33 protein-coding genes and 1 pseudogene are annotated in these 25888 nt (G+C 40.9%); 26 read left to right on the plus strand and 8 right to left on the minus strand.

Translation table 11 applies throughout. The features are described from left to right. Positions 1–294 precede the first annotated feature (294 nt). On the minus strand, positions 295–768 hold the full coding sequence (locus KYJ26_RS07400) for a hypothetical protein (protein ID WP_219166642.1): 474 nt from the start codon (positions 766–768) through the stop codon (positions 295–297). A gap of 120 nt (positions 769–888) precedes the next feature. Here KYJ26_RS07400 and KYJ26_RS07405 point away from each other — a divergent pair, with 120 nt between their 5' ends. From KYJ26_RS07405 to KYJ26_RS07420, 4 genes are all read left to right on the plus strand, one after another. After that, the gene (locus KYJ26_RS07405; RefSeq protein ID WP_219166643.1) at positions 889–1500 is read left to right on the plus strand and encodes a CGNR zinc finger domain-containing protein; all 612 of its coding nucleotides are present in this window, start codon (positions 889–891) and stop codon (positions 1498–1500) included. 527 nt (positions 1501–2027) lie between these two features. Further along, positions 2028–2753 carry an alpha/beta fold hydrolase gene (locus KYJ26_RS07410; RefSeq protein WP_219166644.1) on the plus strand — a complete coding sequence of 242 codons (726 nt, stop codon included), beginning with the start codon at positions 2028–2030 and terminating at the stop codon, positions 2751–2753. Between the two features lie 183 nt (positions 2754–2936). Next, entirely contained in the window at positions 2937–3539 is a 603-nt protein-coding gene (locus KYJ26_RS07415; protein WP_219166645.1) for a VOC family protein, read from the plus strand. Positions 3540–4013: 474 nt separating this feature from the next. Next, on the plus strand, positions 4014–4646 hold the full coding sequence (locus KYJ26_RS07420; RefSeq protein ID WP_219166646.1) for a hypothetical protein: 633 nt from the start codon (positions 4014–4016) through the stop codon (positions 4644–4646). Between the two features lie 73 nt (positions 4647–4719). Here the strand turns inward: KYJ26_RS07420 and KYJ26_RS07425 are convergent, their stop codons facing one another. After that, complete coding sequence (locus KYJ26_RS07425) at positions 4720–4926, minus strand: hypothetical protein (RefSeq protein WP_219166647.1); 207 nt, start codon at positions 4924–4926, stop codon at positions 4720–4722. A 197-nt stretch (positions 4927–5123) separates the two neighbouring features. Between KYJ26_RS07425 and KYJ26_RS07430 the strand changes: the two genes are divergently transcribed. The 5 genes from KYJ26_RS07430 (at position 5124) to KYJ26_RS24355 (ending at position 7900) form a co-directional block, all read left to right on the plus strand. Further along, the gene (locus KYJ26_RS07430) at positions 5124–5519 is read left to right on the plus strand and encodes a DUF4181 domain-containing protein (protein WP_219166648.1); all 396 of its coding nucleotides are present in this window, start codon (positions 5124–5126) and stop codon (positions 5517–5519) included. Positions 5520–5886: 367 nt separating this feature from the next. Then, positions 5887–6564 carry a phosphopantothenoylcysteine decarboxylase domain-containing protein gene (locus KYJ26_RS07435; RefSeq protein WP_219166649.1) on the plus strand — a complete coding sequence of 226 codons (678 nt, stop codon included), beginning with the start codon at positions 5887–5889 and terminating at the stop codon, positions 6562–6564. Positions 6565–6637: 73 nt separating this feature from the next. Beyond that, a complete protein-coding gene (locus tag KYJ26_RS07440) occupies positions 6638–6844 on the plus strand; it encodes a hypothetical protein (RefSeq protein WP_219166650.1) in 207 nt (68 codons plus the stop codon). A 42-nt stretch (positions 6845–6886) separates the two neighbouring features. Further along, positions 6887–7459 carry an ATP-binding protein gene (locus tag KYJ26_RS07445; RefSeq protein ID WP_219166651.1) on the plus strand — a complete coding sequence of 191 codons (573 nt, stop codon included), beginning with the start codon at positions 6887–6889 and terminating at the stop codon, positions 7457–7459. A gap of 144 nt (positions 7460–7603) precedes the next feature. Next, positions 7604–7900 carry a TIGR04104 family putative zinc finger protein gene (locus tag KYJ26_RS24355; protein ID WP_219166652.1) on the plus strand — a complete coding sequence of 99 codons (297 nt, stop codon included), beginning with the start codon at positions 7604–7606 and terminating at the stop codon, positions 7898–7900. A 90-nt stretch (positions 7901–7990) separates the two neighbouring features. Here the strand turns inward: KYJ26_RS24355 and KYJ26_RS07455 are convergent, their stop codons facing one another. Further along, entirely contained in the window at positions 7991–8170 is a 180-nt protein-coding gene (locus KYJ26_RS07455; RefSeq protein ID WP_219166653.1) for a hypothetical protein, read from the minus strand. Between the two features lie 208 nt (positions 8171–8378). Here KYJ26_RS07455 and KYJ26_RS07460 point away from each other — a divergent pair, with 208 nt between their 5' ends. Beyond that, positions 8379–8963 (plus strand): Crp/Fnr family transcriptional regulator, encoded by a 585-nt coding sequence (locus tag KYJ26_RS07460; protein WP_219166654.1) that lies wholly within the window; start codon positions 8379–8381, stop codon positions 8961–8963. Here KYJ26_RS07460 and KYJ26_RS07465 read toward each other — a convergent pair. After that, the gene (locus KYJ26_RS07465; protein WP_219166655.1) at positions 8955–9650 is read right to left on the minus strand and encodes a DUF4386 domain-containing protein; all 696 of its coding nucleotides are present in this window, start codon (positions 9648–9650) and stop codon (positions 8955–8957) included. The genes KYJ26_RS07460 and KYJ26_RS07465 overlap by 9 nt on opposite strands. 118 nt (positions 9651–9768) lie before the next feature. Here KYJ26_RS07465 and KYJ26_RS07470 point away from each other — a divergent pair, with 118 nt between their 5' ends. From KYJ26_RS07470 to KYJ26_RS07480, 3 genes are read left to right on the plus strand one after another with little or no spacing between them, the layout of a single operon-like run. Beyond that, positions 9769–10341, plus strand: a complete 573-nt coding sequence (locus KYJ26_RS07470; RefSeq protein WP_257474921.1) for a hypothetical protein — start codon at positions 9769–9771, stop codon at positions 10339–10341. Positions 10342–10364: 23 nt separating this feature from the next. Continuing rightward, positions 10365–10631 carry a hypothetical protein gene (locus KYJ26_RS07475; RefSeq protein WP_219166656.1) on the plus strand — a complete coding sequence of 89 codons (267 nt, stop codon included), beginning with the start codon at positions 10365–10367 and terminating at the stop codon, positions 10629–10631. Between the two features lie 42 nt (positions 10632–10673). After that, on the plus strand, positions 10674–11144 hold the full coding sequence (locus KYJ26_RS07480; RefSeq protein ID WP_257474922.1) for a GNAT family N-acetyltransferase: 471 nt from the start codon (positions 10674–10676) through the stop codon (positions 11142–11144). A gap of 70 nt (positions 11145–11214) precedes the next feature. Here KYJ26_RS07480 and KYJ26_RS07485 read toward each other — a convergent pair whose 3' ends face one another. Continuing rightward, positions 11215–11841 (minus strand): methyltransferase domain-containing protein, encoded by a 627-nt coding sequence (locus KYJ26_RS07485; RefSeq protein ID WP_219166657.1) that lies wholly within the window; start codon positions 11839–11841, stop codon positions 11215–11217. 118 nt (positions 11842–11959) lie between these two features. Here KYJ26_RS07485 and KYJ26_RS07490 point away from each other — a divergent pair, with 118 nt between their 5' ends. Next, positions 11960–12850, plus strand: a complete 891-nt coding sequence (locus KYJ26_RS07490) for a LysR family transcriptional regulator (protein WP_219166658.1) — start codon at positions 11960–11962, stop codon at positions 12848–12850. A 17-nt stretch (positions 12851–12867) separates the two neighbouring features. Here the strand turns inward: KYJ26_RS07490 and KYJ26_RS07495 are convergent, their stop codons facing one another. After that, positions 12868–13224: a VOC family protein gene (locus KYJ26_RS07495; protein ID WP_219166659.1), complete on the minus strand. Its 357-nt coding sequence runs from the start codon at positions 13222–13224 to the stop codon at positions 12868–12870. A gap of 422 nt (positions 13225–13646) precedes the next feature. On the opposite strand from KYJ26_RS07495, the gene KYJ26_RS07500 reads away from it, so the two are divergent. From KYJ26_RS07500 to KYJ26_RS07530, 7 genes are all read left to right on the plus strand, one after another. After that, positions 13647–14489 (plus strand): alpha/beta fold hydrolase, encoded by an 843-nt coding sequence (locus KYJ26_RS07500; RefSeq protein WP_219166660.1) that lies wholly within the window; start codon positions 13647–13649, stop codon positions 14487–14489. A 57-nt stretch (positions 14490–14546) separates the two neighbouring features. After that, positions 14547–14768 (plus strand): cyclase, encoded by a 222-nt coding sequence (locus KYJ26_RS07505; protein WP_219166661.1) that lies wholly within the window; start codon positions 14547–14549, stop codon positions 14766–14768. A gap of 171 nt (positions 14769–14939) precedes the next feature. Further along, on the plus strand, positions 14940–15464 hold the full coding sequence (locus KYJ26_RS07510; RefSeq protein ID WP_219166662.1) for a DinB family protein: 525 nt from the start codon (positions 14940–14942) through the stop codon (positions 15462–15464). Between the two features lie 54 nt (positions 15465–15518). Continuing rightward, positions 15519–16430, plus strand: coding sequence for a GNAT family N-acetyltransferase (locus KYJ26_RS07515; RefSeq protein ID WP_219166663.1), 912 nt, complete (start codon positions 15519–15521; stop codon positions 16428–16430). Between the two features lie 118 nt (positions 16431–16548). Further along, positions 16549–17079 carry a GrpB family protein gene (locus KYJ26_RS07520; RefSeq protein WP_219166910.1) on the plus strand — a complete coding sequence of 177 codons (531 nt, stop codon included), beginning with the start codon at positions 16549–16551 and terminating at the stop codon, positions 17077–17079. Positions 17080–17265: 186 nt separating this feature from the next. Further along, complete coding sequence (locus KYJ26_RS07525) at positions 17266–17589, plus strand: hypothetical protein (RefSeq protein WP_219166664.1); 324 nt, start codon at positions 17266–17268, stop codon at positions 17587–17589. A 32-nt stretch (positions 17590–17621) separates the two neighbouring features. Continuing rightward, complete coding sequence (locus KYJ26_RS07530) at positions 17622–17948, plus strand: antibiotic biosynthesis monooxygenase family protein (RefSeq protein ID WP_219166665.1); 327 nt, start codon at positions 17622–17624, stop codon at positions 17946–17948. 75 nt (positions 17949–18023) lie between these two features. Here the strand turns inward: KYJ26_RS07530 and mraY are convergent, their stop codons facing one another. Both mraY and KYJ26_RS07540 read right to left on the minus strand, forming a co-directional pair. Next, on the minus strand, positions 18024–18956 hold the full coding sequence (gene mraY / locus KYJ26_RS07535; RefSeq protein WP_219166911.1) for a phospho-N-acetylmuramoyl-pentapeptide-transferase: 933 nt from the start codon (positions 18954–18956) through the stop codon (positions 18024–18026). A gap of 829 nt (positions 18957–19785) precedes the next feature. Beyond that, positions 19786–22818 (minus strand): efflux RND transporter permease subunit, encoded by a 3033-nt coding sequence (locus tag KYJ26_RS07540; RefSeq protein ID WP_219166666.1) that lies wholly within the window; start codon positions 22816–22818, stop codon positions 19786–19788. A gap of 360 nt (positions 22819–23178) precedes the next feature. On the opposite strand from KYJ26_RS07540, the gene KYJ26_RS07545 reads away from it, so the two are divergent. The 5 genes and pseudogenes from KYJ26_RS07545 (at position 23179) to KYJ26_RS07565 (ending at position 25800) form a co-directional block, all read left to right on the plus strand. Continuing rightward, entirely contained in the window at positions 23179–23502 is a 324-nt protein-coding gene (locus tag KYJ26_RS07545) for a hypothetical protein (RefSeq protein ID WP_219166667.1), read from the plus strand. A gap of 10 nt (positions 23503–23512) precedes the next feature. Next, on the plus strand, positions 23513–23896 hold the full coding sequence (locus tag KYJ26_RS07550; protein WP_219166668.1) for a peptidylprolyl isomerase: 384 nt from the start codon (positions 23513–23515) through the stop codon (positions 23894–23896). Positions 23897–23933: 37 nt separating this feature from the next. Next, positions 23934–24617, plus strand: a pseudogene (locus tag KYJ26_RS07555) (HAD family hydrolase); the annotation flags it as partial. A 26-nt stretch (positions 24618–24643) separates the two neighbouring features. Beyond that, positions 24644–25141, plus strand: a complete 498-nt coding sequence (locus KYJ26_RS07560; RefSeq protein WP_219166670.1) for a GNAT family N-acetyltransferase — start codon at positions 24644–24646, stop codon at positions 25139–25141. Then, positions 25138–25800 (plus strand): AraC family transcriptional regulator, encoded by a 663-nt coding sequence (locus KYJ26_RS07565; protein ID WP_219166671.1) that lies wholly within the window; start codon positions 25138–25140, stop codon positions 25798–25800. Before KYJ26_RS07560 ends, KYJ26_RS07565 begins: the two co-directional genes overlap by 4 nt. The last annotated feature ends 88 nt before the right edge of the window (positions 25801–25888 follow it).

The raw sequence follows: 25888 nt of genomic DNA on the forward strand, positions 1-25888 counted from the left end.
TAGACGGAAAAATTCCGCTTAATTAGAGATTATTTCTAAAAAAGGATGAAATAGCCGGAAGAATTCCGCCTATTGACTCAATAGAAACAATAATAATCGATTTTTCTTTATTTAACCGGAAAACCTCCTCTTATTTCTACCCAAAATAGGTACCATTCTAAATATAACCGGAAAATCTCCGCTTATTTTTCGTTTGTGGGCTCCCAATCATCTAATCTATTAATAAAGAAACCCGCCAAAAATACCACGGCGGGTTCTTCCTTTTCCAAACGGATTAATATCTCATTTTCAAAATTAGGGCTGACTCGGAACTTTAATCGCTTTAACCATTTGTCGTATGGAACCGAGATGGTAAGCGGAGTGGGCGATTGCTCCAAGCATGCCTGAAAAGGTCTGTTCTTCAAAGGAGGTCAGGGAATCGATGGTTGTGAGCAGTGCGGTGTATTCTTGTTGAAGTTCTGAGGTGAATTGTGTCCATGTGTCGGTGTCTACGCTTGTGATTTTCCATGAAGCTTCCCAGTCCTTGTCGGGGACTTCTCCACTCATGTAAGATCTTGCCACCCATATATAATAACGGGTGTGATCGGTTTGTGCGGCGATGGTGGTACCATGGACCGGGATCGAGGCATCTTCTGCCGATAATCCGTCAAGTGTTCCGAACAATCCACTGCCAGGCTTCGATTCCGTGTACCAGCTTCCATTTCCTTCAGGTCCTTCGAATGTTTCCTTCAACAACGTCTTAACAGCTGCCAACATCGCATTTTCCATTTTAAAACCTCCTGAATTTGAATTTAACCACCTAAAACACTTTAGCTGGTTATAAGTTTACGCTGGTTGTTTCTAACTGTCAATATGTATTATGATGGTTAGAGTAAAGGAGTCATGATTATGTCGGAAACAAACCCTTATATGATGGTCGGAGAACGACTGTGTATGGATTTCATCAATACCGTCAGTTGGCGGGAAAGTACGGAGAAAAGGCGGGACTGGTTTAAGGATTACGCCAAATTGGTCGACTGGTCGATTCATGCCGAAGTATTGACTGCCAAACAGGCACAGAATCTTCTTGTGGAAGCCGGGGAAAATCCTTCTCTAGCAGAAGAAGTCCTGAAGCAAGCAATTGAACTGCGGGAAGTGATGTATAGAATATTCAAGAGCATCTCAAAGAAAACCTCGCCGAATGAGCAGGATCTGGCACGCTTCAATGAATATGTGAGCCATTACTATCAATCGTTGCAAATCATCCCAATTGAAGATCAATTCATGTTGAAGTTCAATCAACCAGACAAAAATCTGGATGCGATGCTGCCTCCCATTCTGCAATCCGCTGTAGACTTGCTTGTTTCAAAAAATGAGTTGGAGCGGGTCAAACAATGTGAAGGTGACCCTTGCGGCTGGTTATTCTTCGATACGAGCAGGAACCGGAGCCGGCGGTGGTGTTCCATGGCCGATTGCGGGAATCGAGCGAAGGTGCGGAGGTTTTATCAAAAAGAGAAATAATAGAGGGTTAAACAATGGGGCTAGAGCGACAATTAAGCGCGATTATGTACATCGCGCTTTTTTTGTGTCATAAAATCATTGTAAGGATGAATAGTTTTTGAAATAATTGGTAGTAACGATATGGAATTGAAGGAAAGAATTCTAGAAAGAGAGGGATATTCAGAGTGGAATTAAATCCCATTCCTTTGGCTCTTCAATTTTTATTAACTACCACTATAGCCATTATCATCTTTTTCTTCTTAGTCAGGTGGAGTAAACAATTAGAAACACGTCGTTATTCCATTTTTATTTACTTTTTGATCAGCACGCATATTGGTCCAATCTATTCTAGAGATACAAAAGAAGGTTTCTTCGAGCTGTGGTTCCCTCTAGGGTTTGTGGTGATTTTCCTTTACTTGTTATTTAGTAAAAGAAAACATCCAGCCAAAATGAAAGCCTGTGTCTTAGGACTGTGTGTGGCATTATACCGGTTGGTTATTCATTATGTTGGTTAGATTAATTTATTTTACTAAAGGGAGGATTGTTAGATGATTTTACATACTGAAGTATACGGGGAAGGGGAACCTGTTGTTTTTCTCCACACGGGGTTACAAGCCGGAACGACTGATTTTGTGAAGCAAAGAGAGGCACTTCAACAAAGCAGGAAAGTCATAGTTCCCGATTTAAGAGGACATGGAAAGTCGGTAAGTCATGACTTCAGCAATTACTTTGAAGACGCTGCGGATGATTTGAGAGATACATTGGATCATTTACAAGTTGAAAAAGTGCATGTAGTAGGGTGCTCACTAGGGGGATTAGTGGGTTTACGATTTGCAAAGAAATTTCCTGACCGATTACGAAGCTTAACCTTGTCTGGAATTACTTCTGATAAGCCGGACAATTGGAAGGAAATGCATGCTCAAGATGTTCAATTCCAAAGAGAATTATTGGAAAATACAGAATTCACCAGTCAATTGGATCTGCAACACGAATCGGACTGGAGACAGTTTATTTATATGGCTCGAGACGAAGACTGGTACCCTTTTGATGATACGTCCGACTTAGGTTCCATTACTGTGCCGATTCTATTTATGGTGGGCGAGGGGAATCAGGCAGAAGTATCGACTGCTGCTAAGTATCAAACCATGCATGAAAATGTGCATGTGTGCGTCATTCCGTTTGCGTCGCATTTGGTACATGAGGAAAAACCTGATATATATACGGGAGTATTAGGGGAGTTCCTAAGGGAAGTTCAAAATCGTTTAACTGTATAGTCCTACTGCCAGGTATGATCTTTTGTGGGTTGCACCTGAATTTATTTAGCCAGTGAATACTCATAATTCCCTTACCTGCGACTAAAAGATGAGGTGGATTTCATTCTGATTAAGGACGAAGCTGGAGTGGACGACTGATACATTAAAGGGAGCATTCGAAGCATTTTTATGGAGGGATGAGTCATGTTATTTCATTACCATTTCTGGACGCCCCATGTAGAAGAAACAGAAAAGTTCTATGTGAAGAATGGATTTCGAATTTCACTTCGCACTGGGAAGTTTCGAGGTGATTTTCAGACATTCAATCCCCCTTTGGAGTGGGATGACTTTCGGGATAAAGGAATCTCGTTCAGGATCATCGAAGCGAGGAAAGGGGCTATCAATATTACCTTTGGATACGGTAAGAGAGTGATGTTTGACCATATTGGTTTCTTGGTGAGTCCAGAGGAACTTGATGAGATATGTCAAAGAGCCGAAGCCATGAACTGGAAAGTGAATAGTAATGAAAGGAGAACCTTTATCGGAACACCATACGGTTTCAGAATTGAACTCCAAAGCCGTGAAGATGCGATTGACGGCACACCGGCTATTGCTAGAATGGAAGAATTAGAGTTAATCATGAAAGATGGAAAATTTGAGAATGATATATTCTGCTTATTTAACGAGCCATTGAACCATATACATGTAGGAAAAGGAGAAACTACTACGATCCACCAGGCAGTGATGAGTGGATTAGTGACTTCCCGTCAAAGGGATCCTAATGGAGTGTATGTCGTTGGGAAGTGAGAGTAGTCCCAGCCTCTTCATTATTACTTGTATACGATTCATTCTAATCAAATTATATAAAGTTGTCTTGCTCTTTATAGAAGAACTGGCAAAAGTAAATAAGCGGAATTTTTCCGGTTATATTCAGAAGATGACTTGTTTTGGGGGTAAATAAGCGGAATTTTTCCGCTTATGCACAGTAAAATCACCTACAGATGTATTTATAGAATGAATAGGCGGAATTTTTCCGTCTATTTCAGCTTTTTTCAATAGTAAGGACTAAATAAGCGGAATTTTTCCGTCTATCTATCAGCTCTGGGAATTATTCTGACCTTCCAACCAATCAATACGTATCCATCCTGTGTGATGTCGCTGAAACCATAAAGTAAAAGACGAATGATCCTTTTGATTTGGATGAACCCTCCTTATTGAAAAAAATTTCCTTGAGTAAAACTTTACTATTTGAAATAATTGGAATTATGAGGAGGGATGCATTTGTCAGTTGCCATGTACCACATTCACATTAAAACAGACAAGGTAAATGAAGTAAAAGCTGCTTTGATCGAATGGCTAGAGGATAAACATGACCGTAAGCCAATCATCCTTTCAAATCAAGATTCGTCTTTACCGATGTTCGATCATGCCATTCCGACGCAATTTGCTTTATGCCACCTGCATGAGGAGTGGGTAACAGTCTTACATGATTCATATGAACAGTTAATGGAGTTGACCTCCACCCTTTCTTCTCGATTCAATACGCAGGTTATTCATGCCTTAGGTCAGAGTACCGTTGATACTTACCATTTGAACATATTCCAAGAGGGCCATCTGTTGCGAAAATTTGATGTAGGTGAGGGGTATGACGGCATAGAACAATATGGTGAGCCGCTTTCTTTTGAAAAAGACCCAGTGAATCACACCGTGGTTTTAGCAGAGGAAGATTCCAACTTCTTTGACTATCAGGATATGAAAGAATACTGTCTTTATTTTGGTCTGGATATATTAGTCGACCCTTCAGAGAAAGATGGGTTTTGGGAAGTCATAAAGGTTCAAAAAGACCCTACACACGTCGCGCATAAAACCTCTCTTATTCAGAAGATTTTTCTTCGCGGAAGGAAAAAACGGTAAATAAAGCAGGGTGGGGATGCACCGCTCTGCTCTTCTTCTTTTATCTATTTTTATACCGTCAGGTCCACAAGTCTCATGTATAAAAACCGATGATATTTAAAATGGTGACTCCAATGCCCGTTACCGCTATTCCGGTAAAGGCAGCGACCATCACCGTTCTGACACGTTTCGTATTCAACCAAACCGTGATTCCTCCGATAAATGTAAAGAGAAGTCCAAACACGATAGATGCTAAAGGATTCGTTGGAGTGATCCAGTCATACCAAGACAAAAAATCCATAAAACCCACCTCCGGTAAATGAAATGCATCAATAATTAATAAATCATCTTGAAAAGCTCTTTATACATATAATACCATAAAAGTGGAAATTATTAGAATTTTGTGTAAGGCATATTATTAGAATGAAATAAGTTCTTGGGTGATTTAGGATTAATTGGTCCAGAGTTGAAGACTATTTGTGTAATAGGGGGGATATTATGTTTTGGGTGAAATTTATATCAATTGCTAACATGATATTTGTTCTGATCACAACCGTTAAATACGTATTAAGAAAATTTCTTAAGCTGAAAAAAATAAAAAGAAACCCCTTTTCCTATAATCATATCAATGAGACACATCGTAAAGTTGATAAGTGGGTGAGAGTATTTACTGCCCTGACTGTAATGACTTTAGCCGTTCTTATGATAAATAATAGAGATTTTACGAATGTCTACCTGTTGGGAGTCGTTGTGTTATTCGCAGTGGACTACTCTGTAAGAGCATTCTTCGAATTAAGATATAGTGAATACCCTAAACAAGCTATTTTAACAATAGCTGAAATGGTCTTGATGTTAACTGCGGTTATAACCGTGTTTCAATTTTGGATTCTGTAGGTGAAAAAATGCCAGTTTTAAAAAGGAGGAGATTTCTATCTGGTGGAATTACTATGGAGACGCGGTCATTTCGGTAGCAGTGCTGACAGCTATTCTGATATTGATTAGCATTCATTTCTTTAGAGTGAAAAGTAAAAGAGGGTTCGTGATTCCCTTATCTATTTCAATAGCAGGCTATCTATCCTATGTTATAGGTATTGTCTTTATCAGAGGATGGAACGGGATGGGATTTATCGTTTATGGCATGATTATAATGGGGATTGGTCTTATCTATTACCTTTGATTGGTGATCTATAGGAAAATGAGGTACCGTGGGCCAGGTCAGCTCCCTAATAGATAAAATTTGCATAAGGTAGTGGGTGTATCTATGAATCTAAAAGAAAAAAAGATGTTAATAACAAGCGGAGGGACGCTTGAAAAGTGGGATAATGTCAGAGGACACACTAATTTAGCAAAAGGTGCGATAGGGTGTTATTTAGCTGAAGAAGCTTTGAAACAGGGGGCAGAGGTGATTTATTTACACGGCTATTTCGCAAAGCTCCCCGAACATCATCCTAAAATGCGACTCATTCCGTTCGAGGGTATTGAGGATTTAGGAGAAAAAATCAAAACGATTGTACAATCTGAACCTGTAGACGTTGTGATCATGGCAGCTGCCGGATCAGATTGGGTGGTTGATAAAGTATTGGATCAACAAGGGAATCCGGTACTGGAGACAGGAAAGATGTCCAGTGACGAACCTCCAATTATTCACTTTAAAAAGGCACCGAAAGTATTGTCACAAATTAAGAAATGGAATCCTGACCTGTTACTTGTCGGATTTAAGTTAGAGCATACGGATGATCCGGATTATTTATTCCAGAGGGCGAACCTCCGAATGGAGACTTCCGGAGCGGAATATATGGTTGCGAATAAAACAGGTTCACTTTATGGGGAAGAAGCAGAGCATTATATCGTATCAAAATCTCAACGACCACAGAAGTACGCCAGCAAAAAAGATGCAGCTGAGGGATTGATACATATACTTGCGAAAAATATGAACTAAACATTGACATGATAATTGGAACTGAAATTAAGAGAGGTTTCAATTAAGGGAGAAGGTCTAAGGGAGTGGGTTTATGTTTTTACTAGCATCAGCACAATCAACAGCCACTATCAATACAGGTGATATTATTTTTCAGTTAATTTCTTTCATCATTTTTTTGGCCATTCCAGTGGCCATTATTCTAATTGTAGTTGTTCTATGGAAAAGAAATAACCGGCTGAAACGAGTAGAAGAAAAGGTAGATAAACTTCTGGGAGATCAGGAAAACGATAAGATGTAATAATCTGCTGGCGTATTTTTCAGTTATAAAACAGGGGGATCCATGAAGAGATTAGCTATTATCACAGTAGGTAAAACACATAGCGGAAAAACGACTTTTGCAAAAGCGCTAGAAAGCAGTTTAGAGAATTCATTATTAATGGACCAGGACAATACGGCTGATTTTCTAAATACATATTATAAAAATCTATTACCAAAACAGGGACCTAATACTCTAAAGCATTCGATCTCTAAGGTGATTGTGGAATACGCTAAAGAGCACACGGACTGCCATATTATCGCCTGCAGTGCCAATCGCACGCGAAAAGGGAGAACGTATTTGCTGGAAGACATATATGATAAAGATAAGTTTGTCCGTATCTTGGTTCACTTTGAAATCCCGGATGACATTCTTCAAGAAAGAGTAAGGAACAGCAAGCGGAATAAGAATATTCTCAGGGGATCATATTCCAGCTTTGAAGAAGTACTTATCAGTCAACAGGGCGGCTCTATGAATAAAGATGTTGTGAATCCTGAAGATGGGGAAGCAGATTATTTATTTGTAATTAGGGATCATAAAGAAGTTGATTCGGTCATTAATGAAATTGTGCATTTGGCTTCAGGAAAGCACTGTTGAAGTGATTGAACCCAAATCTAAAGTCATTACTGAATGCTCTTAAAGTCTTCAGCTTTTTCTTATATTGAAAAAAACGTACTTAATGGATATATTGTTAAATTCCTTAGATAACAAGAATAGTATGCTCAAAGGGGGAATTCAATATTGCAGCACTGTGAGAACTGTCACACCCAATTCAAGAGGAAGAAGATCTACCGATATCTATGGGGGCCGATATTTAACCCGCTCTGCTGTCCTTCCTGTGGTCAAGAGCACTGTATGACTTTAAAAGGGCGATTCACGAATAGTATTGTTTTGATTTTGCCCATGATCCTCTTTACTCAGTTACTTACACCATTTTATAACATTGCATTAAATCTTATGATTGGGCTTCTTTTGCTATTGGCAGGTTCTCTGCTGAATCCATTCCTGGTGAGGTTTAAACTTGTTTATAACGATTAGAATGGCATTTTACTTTTTGAAAAAGACCATCAGAATACTACCGCTGTATAAGCTGATGTATAAGAATGGTCTTTTACAAGGAGCGTCCGTTTAACGCTCCTCTTCTTCTTGTTCTTGACGCTCTTTGTTGAGTTGTAACTTCATCTTTTCCAGTTCTACTTTACTTTGTTCCAGCTCTACTTTCTTCTTATTTAAGTCATATCGGATCACAAAATATAAAAAGATAAACGTCATACCTACGATGACAGATATAAAGAAAAACAGGTCCAAACGTATCTCCTCCTTATTAAAGAATTACAGAATTTAGCTTACACCTTCGTTTATTCAGTTTACTAATGAAGATGACCATTCTATTCATTTTTTTTATCATGTTCATCATTTTAAAGAAATTCACTTGCATGGCTTTCTTTCCACTTCTATACATGTAAAATATTACTATAGTTAAAGCATAAATACAGTACGAAGGAAGGAGAATGACATGAAAGAAGTCCTTATCCAATATATGAAACGTTTTTCCGATCTTAGTGAACCGGAGCTGGAAAAACTAACAGTAGATGTTCCGGTTGCTACGTTTAATAAAGGAACGATCCTTTTACATCAGGGAGAAGTTCCCGACAAGTGTTATTTTGTTCTAAAAGGGTGTGTACGACAGTACGCTGTAAATGAAAATGGGGTTGAGAATACGGTCAATTTCTTTACGGAAGAACAAAGTATCACGATCTTTCATCAGCATGGTGCGGATGCAGGTTCAAAATACTTCCTCAGCTGTTTGGAAGACTGTACGCTTGTTGTAGGTGATTTAGCGACTGAGCAGGAATCTTACGACATGAATCCGGTGTTAGAGGTGATGACACGCAAAATGATGCAAGAAGATATGGGTGCTATGAGGGATGATTTCTCCTCCTTCATCTCTTCGACACCAGAAGAGCGATATCATGCTTTGAAAGAAAAAAGTGCGGATTTAATTGACCGGGTTCCCCAGTACCAGCTGGCAAGCTACCTGGGAATCAAGCCGGAATCTTTAAGTCGTATCAAGAAACGGTCGGAAGCCAAGTCACCTTGATTGTTTTGTCAATTTCCTTCCTTTTACCAATAACCATATACCAAAACCCAATTCACCGATAAACATCGGGGCCATGAGAATCAGCTCCAGTAGTCCTGTAAAACGATTAACCTCTGGGATAAAACCGTACAGGAAATGAATGAGCGAATAGCTGAAGCCAGCTAAAATCAATAGAATGCTAAGCACTTTTGGGATCACTTTTGTCTTTGTTGCGATGAAACCTACTGCGATCAGATGGAGCCCAAATATGATTAATCCAAATGACCAGATTGCTTCAAATGCTGTGATGGAACCCATCACCTGCTGTGCCATGCCTAAGACTGGTTCCTGAATCATCCGACTGGCAATTACCAGATGTGAAACCGCCATGGCCAGAATGGCTGTGTAAAGCAAACGAAGCCAACCGGCTAACAATGCGTACCCAGGATGGAAGGGTTTAAGGAACATATAGAAACCCCATGCTACGATGACATCCGTGATGACAATCACTAGCCACCCAAGTATCTCAAGATAAAACAAAGATTGTGATGCATGGATGTTTTCATATGTGGTTGCCGGATCACCATCCATGACCAATGAACTGTGAACATACCCTTGAGCAAAAAATGCAGCAAATGTCATCACAAGCAATGCGATACCTGAGAAGATGGCTGCTTTCTGCTGCATGTTTTGATTCGTTACTTTCATAATAATACCTCCTCCCAATCACTTTCATAAAGATTGTAATGTGAATGGGGAAGACTTTCATTGACTTAAATCAAGATGATGAAAAATCTTTGCAAGGAAACACGATTTAGAAAAGAGGATGATGATTATTAGAAAGATTGTTTCCCTTACTATACTCACACTCATCGCCCTATTATCTGCATGTTCTAATCCCCCCACCTTTGAAGACTTCTTCCACCAAAAGATGGAGGAAATGTCAGAGGGCGGTGATAAGGAAGAGGGTTACTCTTATTCTCTCGTTCACAAAGAGGAAGATGTGATCCAATCGAACGATGCCATTGCCGTATTTACAGAAAACAATTCCCGTGGTGAGCAAATCTTTATCGCCTATTTTAAACAAGAGGATGGAGAGTGGAAATGGAGACAGACAAAAGGAGCTGAGTGGAATACTCCAGTCAAATGGTCCGCCATGCATCAGGAACCATATATCTATTCCGGGGCAATCAGTGATTCTTCGATTAAGGAAGTATTTGCAGGAAGAGAGAAAGCTAACATCATTGAGGTGGAAGGTGATAAACGGTTTTGGTATGCAGTCAGTGATGAAAAGGATGTAGAAGTGAAGATGGTGATGGAAGACGGAACACAAGAGGTTGTTGAGGAATTAGATGATGAGATGTTAGAGGAATCGACGGATCGGTTTAATAAAAGGTAAAAGATTAGTAGAGGAGGGATTCGATGAATCTTAGACTATATCGGATCTTTCATCTTGTCATAACGGGAGTCATCACGATCCCCATTACTCTGTTTATGGCAAGTGGAGGGTTAGGAGAGAATTATACAGATTATACATTTGTTTACCCTGGCTTTCTCCTCATTATAGGAGTATGGATCATCGGTTCTGTTCTTTCTTTTATTAGAAAATCAGCAGTGTTGGGGTTAATCATCAGTGCTTTACCGGCATTGTATTTCATTGGGGATATTCTTTTTATATTTTTAACGTAAGGAATAAAGATTACTCTAAATTAATTAACTGGGGGAAGCATATTGAATGTATTAATGAGAGAAGCAACTGTAAATGATTATGACGCGGTTCATCACATTCAAAAACAAGTTCATGAAATGCATACAAAGGAAAGGCCGGACCATTATCGAATGGCTGAAACCACATTAGATGAGGCGTATTTTAGCCGATTGGTCGAGGAGGATAACACAAAGGTATTCTTACTGGAAGATCATCAAACGATCGCTTATACAATTATTACGATAAAGCACACAGAGGAGAGACCCATCCTTGTTTCAAAGAAAGTTGTATACATGGACGACTTTGGTGTCGATCACGCCTACAGAGGAAAAGGACTAGGAAAGATATTTTTTGAAAAGATTTTAGAGTTTGCAAAGGATATTGAAGCGGACTCATTGGAACTCGGTGTGTGGGAATTTAACGAAGCTGCTATAAAGTTCTATGAGTCAATGAATCTTAAGACCAAAGTCAGGCGGATGGGGATTGATTTGTAGGGAACCAAGGGGACATGTACTTTGGTACAATGATACCCCCCTTAATTTTCCCATATCTACTAAGAAGCCATCAAGATTTCACCCCATACACACCCACCGTATGATACCCACGCGAGACGGGTCCTTCCAGTACACAAAAATCCTTAAACTTCAGTTGTTCCATTAAGGGAAGCAATTCATCCCTGATCATCTTCTTGATTGAACCCCAGTCTTCCCCGTCTTTTCCATCGCAAAGTGTCATCAGGACGGTCCCTCCAGGAGTCAGCACTCTGTTTATTTCGTGAAAAGATTTGAACAGATCCTCCCAAAAATAAATGGAATGGATACTGAATACCGCTGTAAATTGTTCATTTGGGAAAGGCATTTCTTCAACCGTTCCGTGAACTAGCTCCATTTGGTTTTGGGTGATGGCTTTTCTGTTTCGTAATGCAGCTGACTGGAGAAGGGTTTCTGACAAGTCTAACCCGGTCATCGTGTGACCATCATTCAATGAAGCAATCTGTTTCAATGCAAATCCTGCCCCGCATCCAATCTCAAGGATCCGTTCATTCTCCTGAAGCTGTAGTGTTTCAATGGTCCACAGCGTTTCAGGCTTATGCTGGCGGATCATTTTTTCCCCGATCACCCAGCCGAGGATTCCAGCTGGCCGGCTGTACTGATGATCGAGGATCTGTTGGAATGTTTCTTTCACATTCATCGTAAATCCCTCCTTTTGTTCACTCTGTCTTTCCACTATAATTTTCTTATAACTATTAAACAATCCTATTTCATTTATAGTTACTATTAAATATTTTTATAGATAAGGAGGGAGCAGGATGGAAATCAATCAGCTGATTGCATTTGAGCTTGTAGCGAGGCTTGGTTCATACAGTAAGGCTTCTAGATACCTGGACGTATCACAGCCTACTGTCAGCTTGCGGATAAAAGAGTTAGAGAAAGGTGTCGGGGGATATCTATTTGTCAGAGAAGGGAAACAGATGGTGCTGACGGATTTGGGGAAAGGATTCCTTCCTTATGCCAGGCAGGCTCTTGAAGTGCTGCAGAAAGGGAAGGAAAGGGCACTGTCAATAAAGGAGGGAAAAAGAGGGGAAATCACCATTGGAACCCTTCCAACCTTCACATCGGGACATTTCACCTCAATCGTGAGGAAAATGTATGACGCCTTTCCAGACATCCACATAGCCATCCACACCGGCCATAACCAGCAAATCATCGACATGCTCTATGATGGAAGCATCAAAATGGGGATGATCACTTCTCCGTTTTTCAATAAAGATCTGAAAAAGCTTTATACGATAAAAGAACCTCTGATCTTAGTAGCCAGTCATAATCAGGCATTGAAGAGTGAAAGGTATGGGGTCGAAGATGTTTTTCTGAAAAGCAGACCCTACATCCTGACCGATTGGAGCGAGGAGAGTAAGCATTGGCAGAGAACCCATATGTCATTTGGTGGAGATTCCATCGAATTGCCTCCTGCTACTGCATTGGAATTTGTCCTGCATTCCGGTGGAACCGCGCTTCTAACAGAGTCTATGGTTTCATCCCATTTAGAAGAGGGGACCTTGGTTCGGCTCGAACCAGAAGATATGCCGAAATTATACAGGGAAATCGCCTTAGTGAGTCTGGATAGTGAGCAGTCCCTTCCTCCGGCTGCCCTCCGTTTTGTTGAGACAGTGAGGTCCTGCCGTTTAGGGGGACAGGTATAGAGCGGGTGATCCCGCTCTTAAGACTTTAATTCTTCAAAAAGGCCGATTACGTTACCAAACGGATCGCTGAACGAACACCAGGCAGCAGGAACTCCTTCCCGGGTCTGGACTTCTTCCATCCTCATATTCAGTGTTTTCATTAATCTCTCACGTTCGGAATAGATATCTTGAACCCCTAAACGCATAGGACCATTTCCTTTCGCCGGTTCTCCTTTAGCCACCTGGAGCCAGGTATCTTTCACGATTTCCCACTCGGCAAAATCCTCATGCGGGATAAAGTCTGGATCGCGGTTGAATAGTGTTTTGTACCATTTAAAACCTTCTTGATAATCTGTGACTCGAACCTGGAAGGTCACACCTGAATAGTTCAACATTCTATTTCCTCCTCTATCTTTGACTGAATTCAATGAAAGACCTTATTGTGAAAGTCGGACACGTTAAGGTGAGAATTTTTTCCTGTCACCTACTTGAAATCTTCCATACTATAACTACATTCAAGTTAAAAATCCATTCTCCTCCCCCTCTGACTACCTTCTCGGAATTTTCTCCTTTTTCGAAACTTTCTTCTTTCTTTAGACGTATATATGACTACAACACCCGCTTGGGTCGACTCAAATAGCGGTTCTAAATAAAGTAGATGACGATCTGCAATTGTACCAATTTTAAAATAAAACGAAGTTAACAGAATAATTGAAACTATTCCATTTTGGCTTCCGTCTAATAAGTAGTGTATAAGATAAATTACCCAAAAAAATCAAAAAATCGATACAGACAAAACAGAATGGGGGAAAAATATATGTGGGAACAAAAGCTGATCCAAACAAATCGAGGGGTTTTCGAAATCTTTGAAGCGGGGAGTGGGGAACCTTTATGTGTGACTCATCTATATAGTGAGTTTAATGAGCGCGGTTACCATTTCGCTGACAGGTTCGTGGAAGATTTTAAAGTGTATCTTGTGAACCTGAAAGAAACAGGGAATTCCACTGAAGTGAAGCACGAAGATGAGCTGAGCATGAGTGAGACAAGCAAAGATTTAGAAGCGATTCGCGATACTCTCGGGTACGATCACTGGAACTTTGCCGGTCATTCAACCGGTGGGATGCTCGGGTTGCACTATGCCGCTGATCATCCGGATTCCGTGAAGCGGTTGATTGTAGGCGGAGCTTCCGCTACAAACGAATACACGGAGCACCAGGACAGTATTTATTGCGACAAGAACCCTGATAACGACCGTTTGAAAGAGGTCGTTTCGGTCCTTTATTCTGAAGAGGCAACCAAAGAAGAACGCCGGCAGGCAGGGAAGACGTGGACGGAAATGTCCTTGCATGATCCGGAAAGATACGATGAATACTTCGCCAAGCCGAGCAGTGGCAAAGTGGTTCAAAAACGTCTGGATTATTATTCTAAGACCGAACTTCCTACGTATGATATTAGAGGAACCATCTCGGACATCACCACTCCGACGATCATTTTCTGTGGGAGGCATGATGCCCAATGCCCGTTTGTGTTTTCCGAAGAAATCTTTCATCTAGTGCCAAATTCAACATTTTATATTTTCGAGAATAGCAATCATTCCCCTCATATTGAGGAACAAGAGAAATTCAATGATATGGTGAAGGATTTCAGCTGTTTGGTGTAAGACTGCAATCGTTCATCTCAAGCGTCCCACCACATATGAGCATACAGGAGGTTTCAAATGGATAAGCGGGTCCAGTTTGACTTTGAAATCGATTTTACCAACGGCGGTGGTATTCAGGGGCAGGATTTTCGTCTTGATCTTGATGGAGATGACATCTCTGATCAAGAACTGGCCAACTACATCGTAGAAGATATGAGATTACTGATGGTGGGGGAAGTAAGAATATTAAATAAGAAAATCATCCAGGAGAAGCATAAACGAACGGTCGAAGAGAACTGAATAACACATGTATTAAGAGCGAAAAGGTGCATTTCTTCATACTGAAATGCACCTTTATCATTTACACAGGGCTGATATATCAATACCTGTCTAGTGAATAAAGGGATTGTAGGAATGTACTTTTTTTGAAATAATTGGTATAGAGATGAAATGAATAAGGGAGTAGAAGCTATGCTTAAAAGACCAGAGGTAAACGAATATCCACAGTATTATAAAGAATATGTGAATCATGTACCAGAAGGAGATCTGCTCCAGATTCTAGACGCTCAACAAAATGAAACGATGAATTTATTAAAAGATTTAAGCGAAGATGATGCAGAGTTCGGCTATGCTCCCGACAAGTGGACAATCAAGGAAGTCATCGGTCATATAACAGACACCGAACGTATTATGTGCTACCGCCTTCTCAGTATTGGTAGAGGGGAAAAGGAGATGCTGCCGGGCTATCATGATGACGAGTATGTGAAAATGGCTAAGTTCAATCGGTTTACCTTGCAGGAACTATTGCATCATCAATCTCTTGTCCGTCAAAACACCATTCTCCTTTTAGGAAGCATGGATGATGAAGCTTTATTACAGAGAGGACGGGCAAATGGAGGAGAAGTGACGGCCAGAGCGATTGGGTACATCATTGCCGGGCATGAGCTTCATCATCGGAGGTTGATTGTGGAGAGGTATTTGAATTCAGATAACTGAATAGAAAGAACATTGGTTGCTTCATAGTATGGAATGTTAAGTGGAGGTACATATATGAATGAACAAGTTCAAGCAATAAATAAACATATAGATTTAGAAGACGGATTCCAGTTAGTCTATCAACCACCCAAAGAATTCGTTCGATATCATTCCATCTATCACGGACAAAAGTACGCAGACTACTATTTTAGAAGGTCACCTGAGACATTGATCGAACTTGCATCCATCTTTGACTGCGGATATTTCATCATGAAGGATGAAATCACCATTGGCGGTGTATTCCTAAAACCTAATTTCATGTCCGATTTATTCGTTGTTCCTCCCTATAATGATTATGAAGGGTTAGTACAGAAGCTCTTAAACTATTTAAAAAAGGTCTCGAATACCGAAGAGAAGATCACCATTAGAGAGGTTGTAGAAGAACAGGTACCAACCTATGAACAGTATGGATGCCAGATCAATGAAGTGAATGACTGGATGATTCGTCCGACAGAACCATTAAAGGTAATCCTTCCTGAAGGCTATCTGTCAAAACCTGTTTCACATGAAGATATAGAAGATATAGCAAGCTTACTGGTGAAAGCCTATAAAGCCAATCCGGCTTATAAACAAATTGGAACCAAAGAGGATTATATTCCGCATGTAAAGGAATTCTTAGACGATCATAAAAACAATAAAATCATGGATGAGTGCTCAAGAGTGATTGTCGATCAGAGCACCAACCACATTGTTGGGGTCTGTTTGCATATGGAGTTCGAAGAGTATCCCCTTATCATGAGCTTAGTTGTTGACCCTGAACACCAGCATAGGGGCATTGGACGATACCTATTAACCCATTCCATCAACGTATCAGGTAAAGAATACCCGGCTACCCGTCTTTCTGTCTTAAAAGATAATTATGCGATTAAGCTTTATGAAAACCTTGGATTTATTCGGAATAAGTCTTTAACGGATATGTATCTTTGAAAACTCGGCTATGTCTATAGAGGAAGGCCGTAAAGTAAAAAAAATGAAGGTGGATGAACATACATATGTGGACGACATTCATATGTTTAGATTTGTTTGATTGTAGGAGAGGTCGATGATGCAGGTGGGTGTAGAAATTGTCCCATATAACCAACAGTGGTCAGAAGCATTTCAAGCCATCAAACTTGTGATTAGTAAAGCTTTACCTGATTTAATCATTGAGATCGAACATGTTGGAAGCACGTCTATTCACGGCCTAGGCGCTAAGCCGATTTTGGACATCGATATTGTCATAGCCAGTGATGATTCCTTACCTGAAGTAATAAAGGGACTTGAAAAAATCGGATACCTTCACCAAGAAGAATGGAGCTTTGAAGGTAGAGAAGCCTTTGGCAGAAAGGACATCTTTACTCCGTGGAATGAAACCGATACACATTGGATGCAGCATCATCTTTATGTATGTAACCAAGACAGTATAGAACTAGCAAAGCATTTAGCCTTCAGAGATTATTTGCGTAATAATCCGGAGGCGGTAATGGAGTATGAAAGTGTCAAAAGGAACTTGACCAGGACAGTAAGTGATCGGAAATCGTATACATTGGGTAAGACAGAATTTATTAATAGGATATTAGAAAAAGCGATGATTTGAATCCTTTTGCAGATTTAGCTTACATAAGAAGGAATGCAAAGCACTGATAGTAAATTCAACCAGAATTTGATGTGGGGGTGAGATGTAATCAATAAAAACTTAATCTCTGTACTATTCATATTATTACTGTGTGCTTGCAGCCAACCAGAAGTAAAAGAATTTTCTCCGAAAAATAAAGAGCTCACTTTGGAAGATATAACAAATGTCATCACAAACCATGGGCTGGAAATAGAAGAATCATCGGGTTTACCAAAAGAGAACGTCTTTATAAAAAAATTAAATGGTGTATCTCCTGAAGTATTTAATATGGAGGGTGAGACATTATCCGTTTATATTTTTTCGTCAACTCATGATCTTGAAAAGGGAATTCAAAAGTTTGAAGAGCAAACAGCAACCTATGATTTAGTAGAATATAAGGTATATGAGATGCATAATGTATTGGTGTTTTGTGTTGGTAAAGATGAAAGGGTTCAAAACGAATTGTCTGAAGCATTACAATCATTAAATTAAGTAAAAGTGCAGTAATTGAAGGGGGATTTTATTTGAGTAGAATTGCCAAAACTCCTCAACCACCATACTATGCTGTAATATTCGCTTCACAACAAACAAAGAATGATCGAGGCTATGGGGCGATGGCGGGAAAAATGGAGGAGTTAGCGTCTCAGCAGAAAGGGTTTTTAGGAGTAGAGAGTGCCAGGGATGAAGGACTGGGGATCACTGTTTCCTACTGGGAATCTTTAGAGGCTATAAAGAATTGGAAGGAACATTCTGCTCATCAAGTAGCGCAGGATAGAGGGAAAAAAGAATGGTACCAAAACTTTGCATTACGTGTATGTAAAGTCGAAAGAGATCGCTTTTTCGAGATGTAGTATGGCCTCTTGCTGGGGTCTTATAACTGAAAAAGAAAGGAACTTCTAACTATTGAAGTTCCTTTCTTTGTTAACTTATGGATAAAGTATAAACTTCCAATAAGCAAAACAGATAAACGTACAAATCCATGAAACAAATCCAAAGGCGGTGACTATGGTCGTTTCACTCCATCCATATTTTAAACCATAGTGATAATGAATCGGGGTCATCCTGAAAATCCGTTTACCTGTCGACTTAAATGATGCCACTTGTAAAATAACCGACAATTGTTCAGCAAAATAGATAAAGAACAAAACAGGAATGAGGATCTCGACTTTCTCAATAACAGCTAGAAAAGAAAGGGAGCCCCCAATCGCCAATGATCCAGTATCTCCCATAAAAGCTCTGGCCGGAAAGATATTATAAATAAGAAATCCGAGTAAGCATCCAATCATGATTAAACAGAAAAGCTTTACCTCACTACTGTCTGAAATCATAAAAAAGAAAAAGTATGTAGGGATAGCGACAACCCCTAACAGCCCGTCCAATCCGTCTGTAAAATTAATCGCATTGGCAGAAGCCACCACAAATAAGGTGATGACAATGAGATACATAGCCATGGGAAGATTAATAGAGAAATCTTGATAGATACCAATTGTCGTATCTATACCCATTTCATTCATCACATAGTAAAGCAGGGCACCTGTGAAAAGAAATTGGAAGATAAGCTTCGTTCTACTTGATACACCGCCGGGGTCTTGACGGGACGCTTTCCAAAAGTCGTCGAGAAAGCCGATGAAGCTGAATAGGATATAGGTAATGGCCAAGAAAAACATCAGTGGGGTAGGTGAAAAAAATAAGGATACGATAATTCCGATAAAGAGAATGATTCCAAACATTAACGGCGTACCTTTTTTTATTTGATGATTGGAAGGAAGTTCTTTTCGTATTGGTTGAAGGAGCTTTAATTTTCTTAGGAGTGCAATGAACAAAGGGGATAGAGCTGAGACTAATACAAAAGCAATCATAGCCGGAATTAATTGATCTCTCACTTCGTATCTTCTCCTATTCTATTTATTAGTCTATACATAAGTTCTATGAATAGTGTGGATATCCTCTAATCTATTGTGGTATGAACTGAAATTGCGAGGCGTGTTTTGGTTTCAGCTGCTGATATTATTGCTATAATCAGCAGCTGATTATAAGCGAACCTTCAGCAGCTGAATTACTTACTAATCAGGAGGTACACCTTGAAGATTTACAATCAGCCTTTAAATAAGCTACTATCTCTTACCATGTGCAGCTTTTTGGCAAACACCATTTTTATCATGTTTGAGGCAGATTTTGAACTATTAGGATATTTGATCTATTTGCCAATCACTTTTTTGGCTATGCTCCTTGTTGGGCTACCCATATCTCTATTCATGGATTGGCTGCTTCTAAAGAGAACTCATTTTATTTGGAAATCACTTTTGTTACACTCTATGATTTATTTACTATTCATTTTGGTGCCGACAGGGAATCTGAAAGTGATACTGGAGTGGGATAGGTACTCACTATTCTATTTTCTCCTATTCTCGTTTATACCTATCCTTTATTGGATAATAAATTATTTTATCTCACGTTCGGTCATGAGTAAGGTTAGATGAAAGTATCTTTAAGGGATCGATTTGGTTGGATTCAGCAGCTTAAATTATGTAAATTATCAGCAGGTGAAATTTGATAAAATATCTGCTGCTGATAATAAGCAAATATTCAGCAGCTGAATAAACAAACTTCCCCTGACCCCCATTTGGAAAACGATAAATACAAAAAGGTGCTTACCCCTGAGAGGATAAGCACCTTCTTCATTTTCTTCTACTGAGCGACCTTCTCCTCGCTCTCCAACTGCTGAGCACGTTGCCGCTTAGACTTCCTGAAATACAGCAATTCATAAAACACAGGAACAACAACAAGCGTCAGCACCGTAGCACCGGCAAGACCACCGATGACTACAACTGCCAGCGATTTCGATACGAGACTTCCATCTTCCGTGTGACCGAAAAGAAGCGGAAGCATGGCACAGATGGTCGCAATCGCCGTCATGACGACCGGACGAAGGCGGGTACCGCACGCTTCTAAGATAGAGTCACGTATGATCATCGTTTCCTCATTCTGCTTGACGCGGTCAATCAAGACAATGGCGTTCGTCACAACAATCCCAATCAGCATCAACGCTCCAATAAGCGCCGTTGCGTCTGCAGGGACGCGGGCAATGAGCAGTCCGAGAACGGCCCCGATTGAGGCGAGTGGCAAGGTGATCAAGATCGCCAGTGGTGCTTTCAACGTCTTAAATGTCAGGACCATGATCAGGTAGACGATCATGATGGACGCAAGCATCGTCATGCCTAGGTCCTTGAAATCGTCTGCTTGTTGGGCAGCGGCGCCGCCGGTATCAAGAGAGACGCCTTTTGGTAAATCGATCCCCTTGATTTCGGTATCGATATTTTTCGAAATGACCGATAGTTCTTCAGGATCGACTTCTGCTGTGATCCGGACATATAAGTCGCCGTCTTTATGCAGGACGGTACTTGGTTTCTCTTCTTCCGTGATGGAAGCGACTTCCGTAAGAGGCTGGATGCCTGCGTTTGTGGCGATCGTCAAGTCTTCCAAATCGGATGTGGATTTAGGATTGACCCCTGCGTCCAGAAATACAGGTGTCGTTACATCATCCAGGTTGATGGCCCCGATCGGCTGTGGGTTCAATAAAGAACGGATTTGCATAGCCGTTTGTTGAGCATTGGCTTTCTCCGTGTTTACGTTCACGGTGAAGACTGGAGACGTTTTTTCCTGGTTGCTCGAGACTTTCTTCACTCCATCTACATCTTTGATCTGATCCATGATCGTTTTGGACGTGGTCAGAAGTTCATTCGTGTCATTTCCGACGACGTCATAGGTGATGCTGGAGTTGGATGAGCCTCCGAAGATGGACGATGGTGATGCCGTGATGGTCACACCTTTTTCATCCTTTTTCGTGGCATTCACTTTTTCAATGAAGGTTTCCGCATCGGATCCCTCTTTCATGATGACGGTGTAGAAAACCGTGTCTGGGTCACTCACTGCTCCATATTGAGCATTTTCTTCACTGGATCCATATTGTGTAATCAAATAGTCGTACCCTTCAAACTCCGAAATCTTGTTTTCGAAATCTGTCATACGCTGCTTCATGGTATCTTGCGGCGTAGCACTCGGGAATTCCATCGTGACTGCTACAAACGATGCGTCATTCGCGCTCGTTGCTGCTTTAGGTAAAGTGATATAAAGAGCGATGGACCCTCCAAATACAAGAATGGCTAATAGGATCGGTACCCATTTATGATTGAGTGACCATCGGAGCACATTTACATAACGGTGCGGCGTGTGATGTTTTGGCAGAGTTGTATTTTTCAACATGCCACGGCTTAACAATGGCACGACTGTAACGGCGACAAGCAGGGAAGCGAGTAACGAATACGTAACGGTCAAGCCGAACGGAAGCAGGAACGCTTTCAACGATCCGTTGACGAGTCCCATCGGCAGGAATACGGCCACTGTGATGAGAGTGGATGACGTAATCGCACGGGACACTTCCTGTGTCGCGAGCAGAACATTCTGTTTGGTCAGTTTCTCATTTTGGCTACGCCTGAATATGTTCTCGACGACGACAATGCTGTCATCGACCAGTCGTCCGACCGCCACCGCGACTCCTCCCAGTGTAAGGATGTTCAGTGTGACTCCAGATAACCAGAGCAGGAATAGCGTGATACAGAGTGATAGTGGGATGGACACAACAGTAATTAGGGTCGGCTTGAATTTTCTTAAGAATAAAAGAATCACAAGCGTTGCGAACAATGCACCAAGTGCGACTTCACGTACCATACTGTTGACTGAGTTCTCCACCATTTCCCCTGTGGTGAACAGCGTTGTCGCTTCGACACCGTCATAGTCCTTGTTGATTTGATCGACCGTGTCTTTTACTTCTTCTCCGGCCGTAACGGCACTGGCATCACTCTCTTTGAACAGGACGATGGCAAGTGCCTCTTTTCCGTTTACCCGAGTGATGGTGTTTTCTGCTTGCACTTTTTCAATGGTTGCGATGTCTTTCAGTTTGACGACAGGAGCATTCGGGACTTGTAACGGAACGGACAAGTTCTTCAATGCGTCAACGGAAGTCAAATTGTCCGTGACGTTGATCGTACTCTTCTGACCATCGATCGTGGTGCTTCCGGCAGAGGCAGATACATCCTGCCCTTGAAGTACTCCCATCACCGCGTTAACCGGGATATGTAACTTCTCGAGTTTGTCATGATCAAGATTGATCTGTACCCGGGCACTATTTTCACCGGCTAGAGTTACTTGAGACAAGCCGGATTGATTCTCAAACAGCGGCTTGAATTCGTCATTGACGAGATCCAGGTTCTCTTTCGTCAATCCGTCATCAAACGTCACTGATACCTGGCCGATTGGAATCATCGAGGTATTCAGCTGGGAAATTTGTGGTTCTCCGATTCCCTCTGGAAGCCGTATCCCTTTGATAGCATCCTCCACTTTATTTTTAGCTTCTTTCATGTCGCTTTTTGAATCAAAGTTGATGGTAACCTGGGAATACCCCTCCCCGGTGGTGGACAGGATCGATGTTTTACCTGAAATGGATGCGACGGCCTGTTCCACGGGTTCCGTGATGTTGGTTGTCATGGAGCCTGCGTCATACCCCTGTCCCAGGGTGACAACTGTCACTTGTGGATTATCCGCTTCAGGCAAGAATTCCATTGGCAGACGGAAATAACTAATAATGCCGATAAGCAACGTGATGATAATAAATAGTGTCATGGCTGCCTTATTGCGGAATACCCAATTTGTTAAAGCTTGCATGTGTTTCCCCCCTAATACTGATTGGTTTTGAATCTTCTTTTCTAAGATACTGCATTGCAGGCTGCTTCACAGCCATCTCCAGGCTAATATTCGCCTAGGTCTTGAGGCGGAGTTCACCTTTCCACAAAATTCATTTTACGGTGGAGCAGGGCCAGGTATTCTTAAAAAGGTGTAAAGTTTATGTAAGATCCTGCTCTGTGTAAAAATATTCCTGTCACCATATAGTATTATAGTATGGATGGTAGGAAGTGGAAATGGTGAATTTCAAATTGAGAAAAGTTTTACAAACCGATTGTCTATTGAAAGAGTTTTTGGAATAATTGGAATAGATTGGGTCGAAGGAAAGAAAAGAGGGACAATGTGAAAAAGAGGAGAAAGGTTTTAACAATAAGTTTACTGGTTGTTGTGGCGTTGTTGGTCTTGCCGCCAATACTTGCTCCAAGGGTACATCATGCTGATTCACCGAGGTCTGCTTTGAGAGAAGCGATTTACAAGGATGGCCACCCTTATCAAAGCTTCTTTGCCTTCATTAAAAAAGGCGAGTATCAGGATCAGGAATATGGACAGCTATACGATGTGTACTGGTATGACTATAATAGTCCGACTGGTGAGACGGCCACTATTTGTTATGCAAAGCTGAAAGAGAGTGAGACGTATGAAGTGGCTTGTGGGACAGGGCCCTAGGAGGGTGTACATGAAGAAAATAGTTGGAATAACCATCTTAATGCTCTCGATTTTAACCGCATGTAACTCATCAAAAGATTCATCAACATTAAGCTTTAGTAAAATGAAAAATGTCCCCGATGAAGTGCAAAACAAAATCGAATCGGAGTGTACACTTCAGCTGATGGACGAAGGGGAGAAAGGTTCCTATATCGTATTTCAATCAAGTGGGGAAGTAGAAACAGATGTTGAGTCAAAAGACGATACGGTCACGATCATGTTCAGTACATCAAATTCACAAAAAAATGAAGTGAAGCAACATGTATATTATTTAACTAGAGATCAAGGGCAAGACGTCATTCACGTTCTGGTGGATGGAGAGCCTGCCGTTTTTGATAGTGTGACAGGGCTGTGAGCAGAACAATCATGCTCGATGACGAAAAGTCGTTAGGAAAGGACAAATGATAATGGCACAAGCATTAATTTTTGATATGGATGGAACACTCTTTCAAACAGATAAAATATTAGAAGCTTCTCTGGATGATGCCTTTGAACGGTTACGATCATTAGACCAATGGGATGCGGAAACACCGATCCAGAAATACCGGGAGATCATGGGTGTTCCATTGCCAAAGGTATGGGAAACATTGCTGCCCGACCATTCTCAAGAAGAAAGAGAGCAGACTGATGCCTTTTTCCTGGAGAGGTTAATTCTAAATATCAGGCAAGGAAAAGGTGCCCTATACCCTCATGTTCAGGAGTTCTTCACCTATTTAATAGAGAATGATTACCTCATTTACATAGCAAGTAACGGATTAATAGACTACTTAAACGCTATTATCGATTATTATGACCTGGACCAGTGGGTATCGGAGACATTCAGTATTCAGCACATTGAAACTCTGAATAAATCAGATTTGGTCCGGAGTATTGTTGATAAATACGAGATTACGAATGGAGCAGTAGTAGGGGACCGGTTATCGGATATCCATGCGGGGAAGGACAATGGTTTGTTATCTGTTGGGTGTCGTTTTGATTTTGCCCGGGAAGAGGAGCTTGCAGAGGCTGATGTGATCATTGAGGATTTATTGGAATTAATGACGCTGTTTCCTGCAAAAAAGCAAGATATTAAATGAAATTGTTTTTTAGAGGGGTGATGTACGTGCAAATAAGGAACGTAATAAGCTCAGATTACGATATCATCTCCCCACTGATTAACGAATGGTGGGGTGGAAGACAGATGTCGGATATGCTGCCTAAATTATTCTTCGTACATTTTAAAAATACTAGTTTTATAGCTGAACATGACGGTGAGATAGTGGGTTTTTTAATTGGTTTTTTGTCTCAATCGGAAAAGGATGCTGCGTACATCCACTTTGTAGGCGTCAATCCTGACTATCGGAAGATGCAGTTTGGGAAGCAACTTTATCACAAATTCTTCATTGAGGTTCAGAAGCATGATAGAAGTGTAGTCCGTGCCGTCACTTCACCTGTAAATAAAGGTTCGATTGCTTATCACAAGAAGATGGGATTTGAAGTGGAAAAAGGCGATAAAGACGTGGATGGAGTATCGGTGTTTACCAATTATGATGGACTGAATCAAGATAGAGTCTTGTTTGTTAAAAAGATGATTGATTTTGGAAGAGGGGTGTCGGTGTGATTCAAAATAAAACGCTCCATATCCTGAATGGAACAGAAATGTACAAACGATTTAAAGAGACAGGGTTTCTTAAAATAGAAGAGATGATCCCATTTAACGAAGCCATGTGTTATGGAGAGATGTGTGAAAACATATTTTCAGATGAGTTTATTGAGATGCGTACAAGGGTGCACAATGTAACGCGGGATCAATATGCTGATATTACGCTCAAGCCATTGCAGCCACTCTTTGAAGAAAATGTGGACCATATTGCCTTATGGTTCGATGAAGATATGTTCTGTCAGATGAATGTGCTGACGGTCCTCGCCTGGCTGGACCAGAGAGAGTATATAGGATCAATTGACCTTCATCTTGTGGATGATCAGTATAAGCCCCTGAACGAATATTCCCTCCAAGCCAAAGGGTATGCAGCTCTTTACGAACAAGTGATGATTCACCATGAAATGCCTGAATCGGTTGAGCTAAAACCTTTAAATAGAGGCATTGAACTTTATTTGAATTACCTTAAGAAGGACAATGAGCTTAAGTTGTATATTCAAAAGCATCGGGACGTTCCGGTTGAGAAGCTGGTATCGCTTATGATTGAGAATTTTAGAGAGTATGGGTTGGGGGATACGCAGTATTTTCGTCTGATCAAGGACAGTCGTCAAGGTAAGTGACATAATTCATGGCAGGTGTGTGATGAATATAATGAATGATTTAGCATTGGTGTTTGGATTGCTTTTAGTAGCTGGAGCAGTTGAATGG

Origin of the sequence: Rossellomorea orangium (assembly GCF_019334305.1) — a bacterium.
Classification (GTDB): Bacteria; Bacillota; Bacilli; order Bacillales; family Bacillaceae_B; genus Rossellomorea.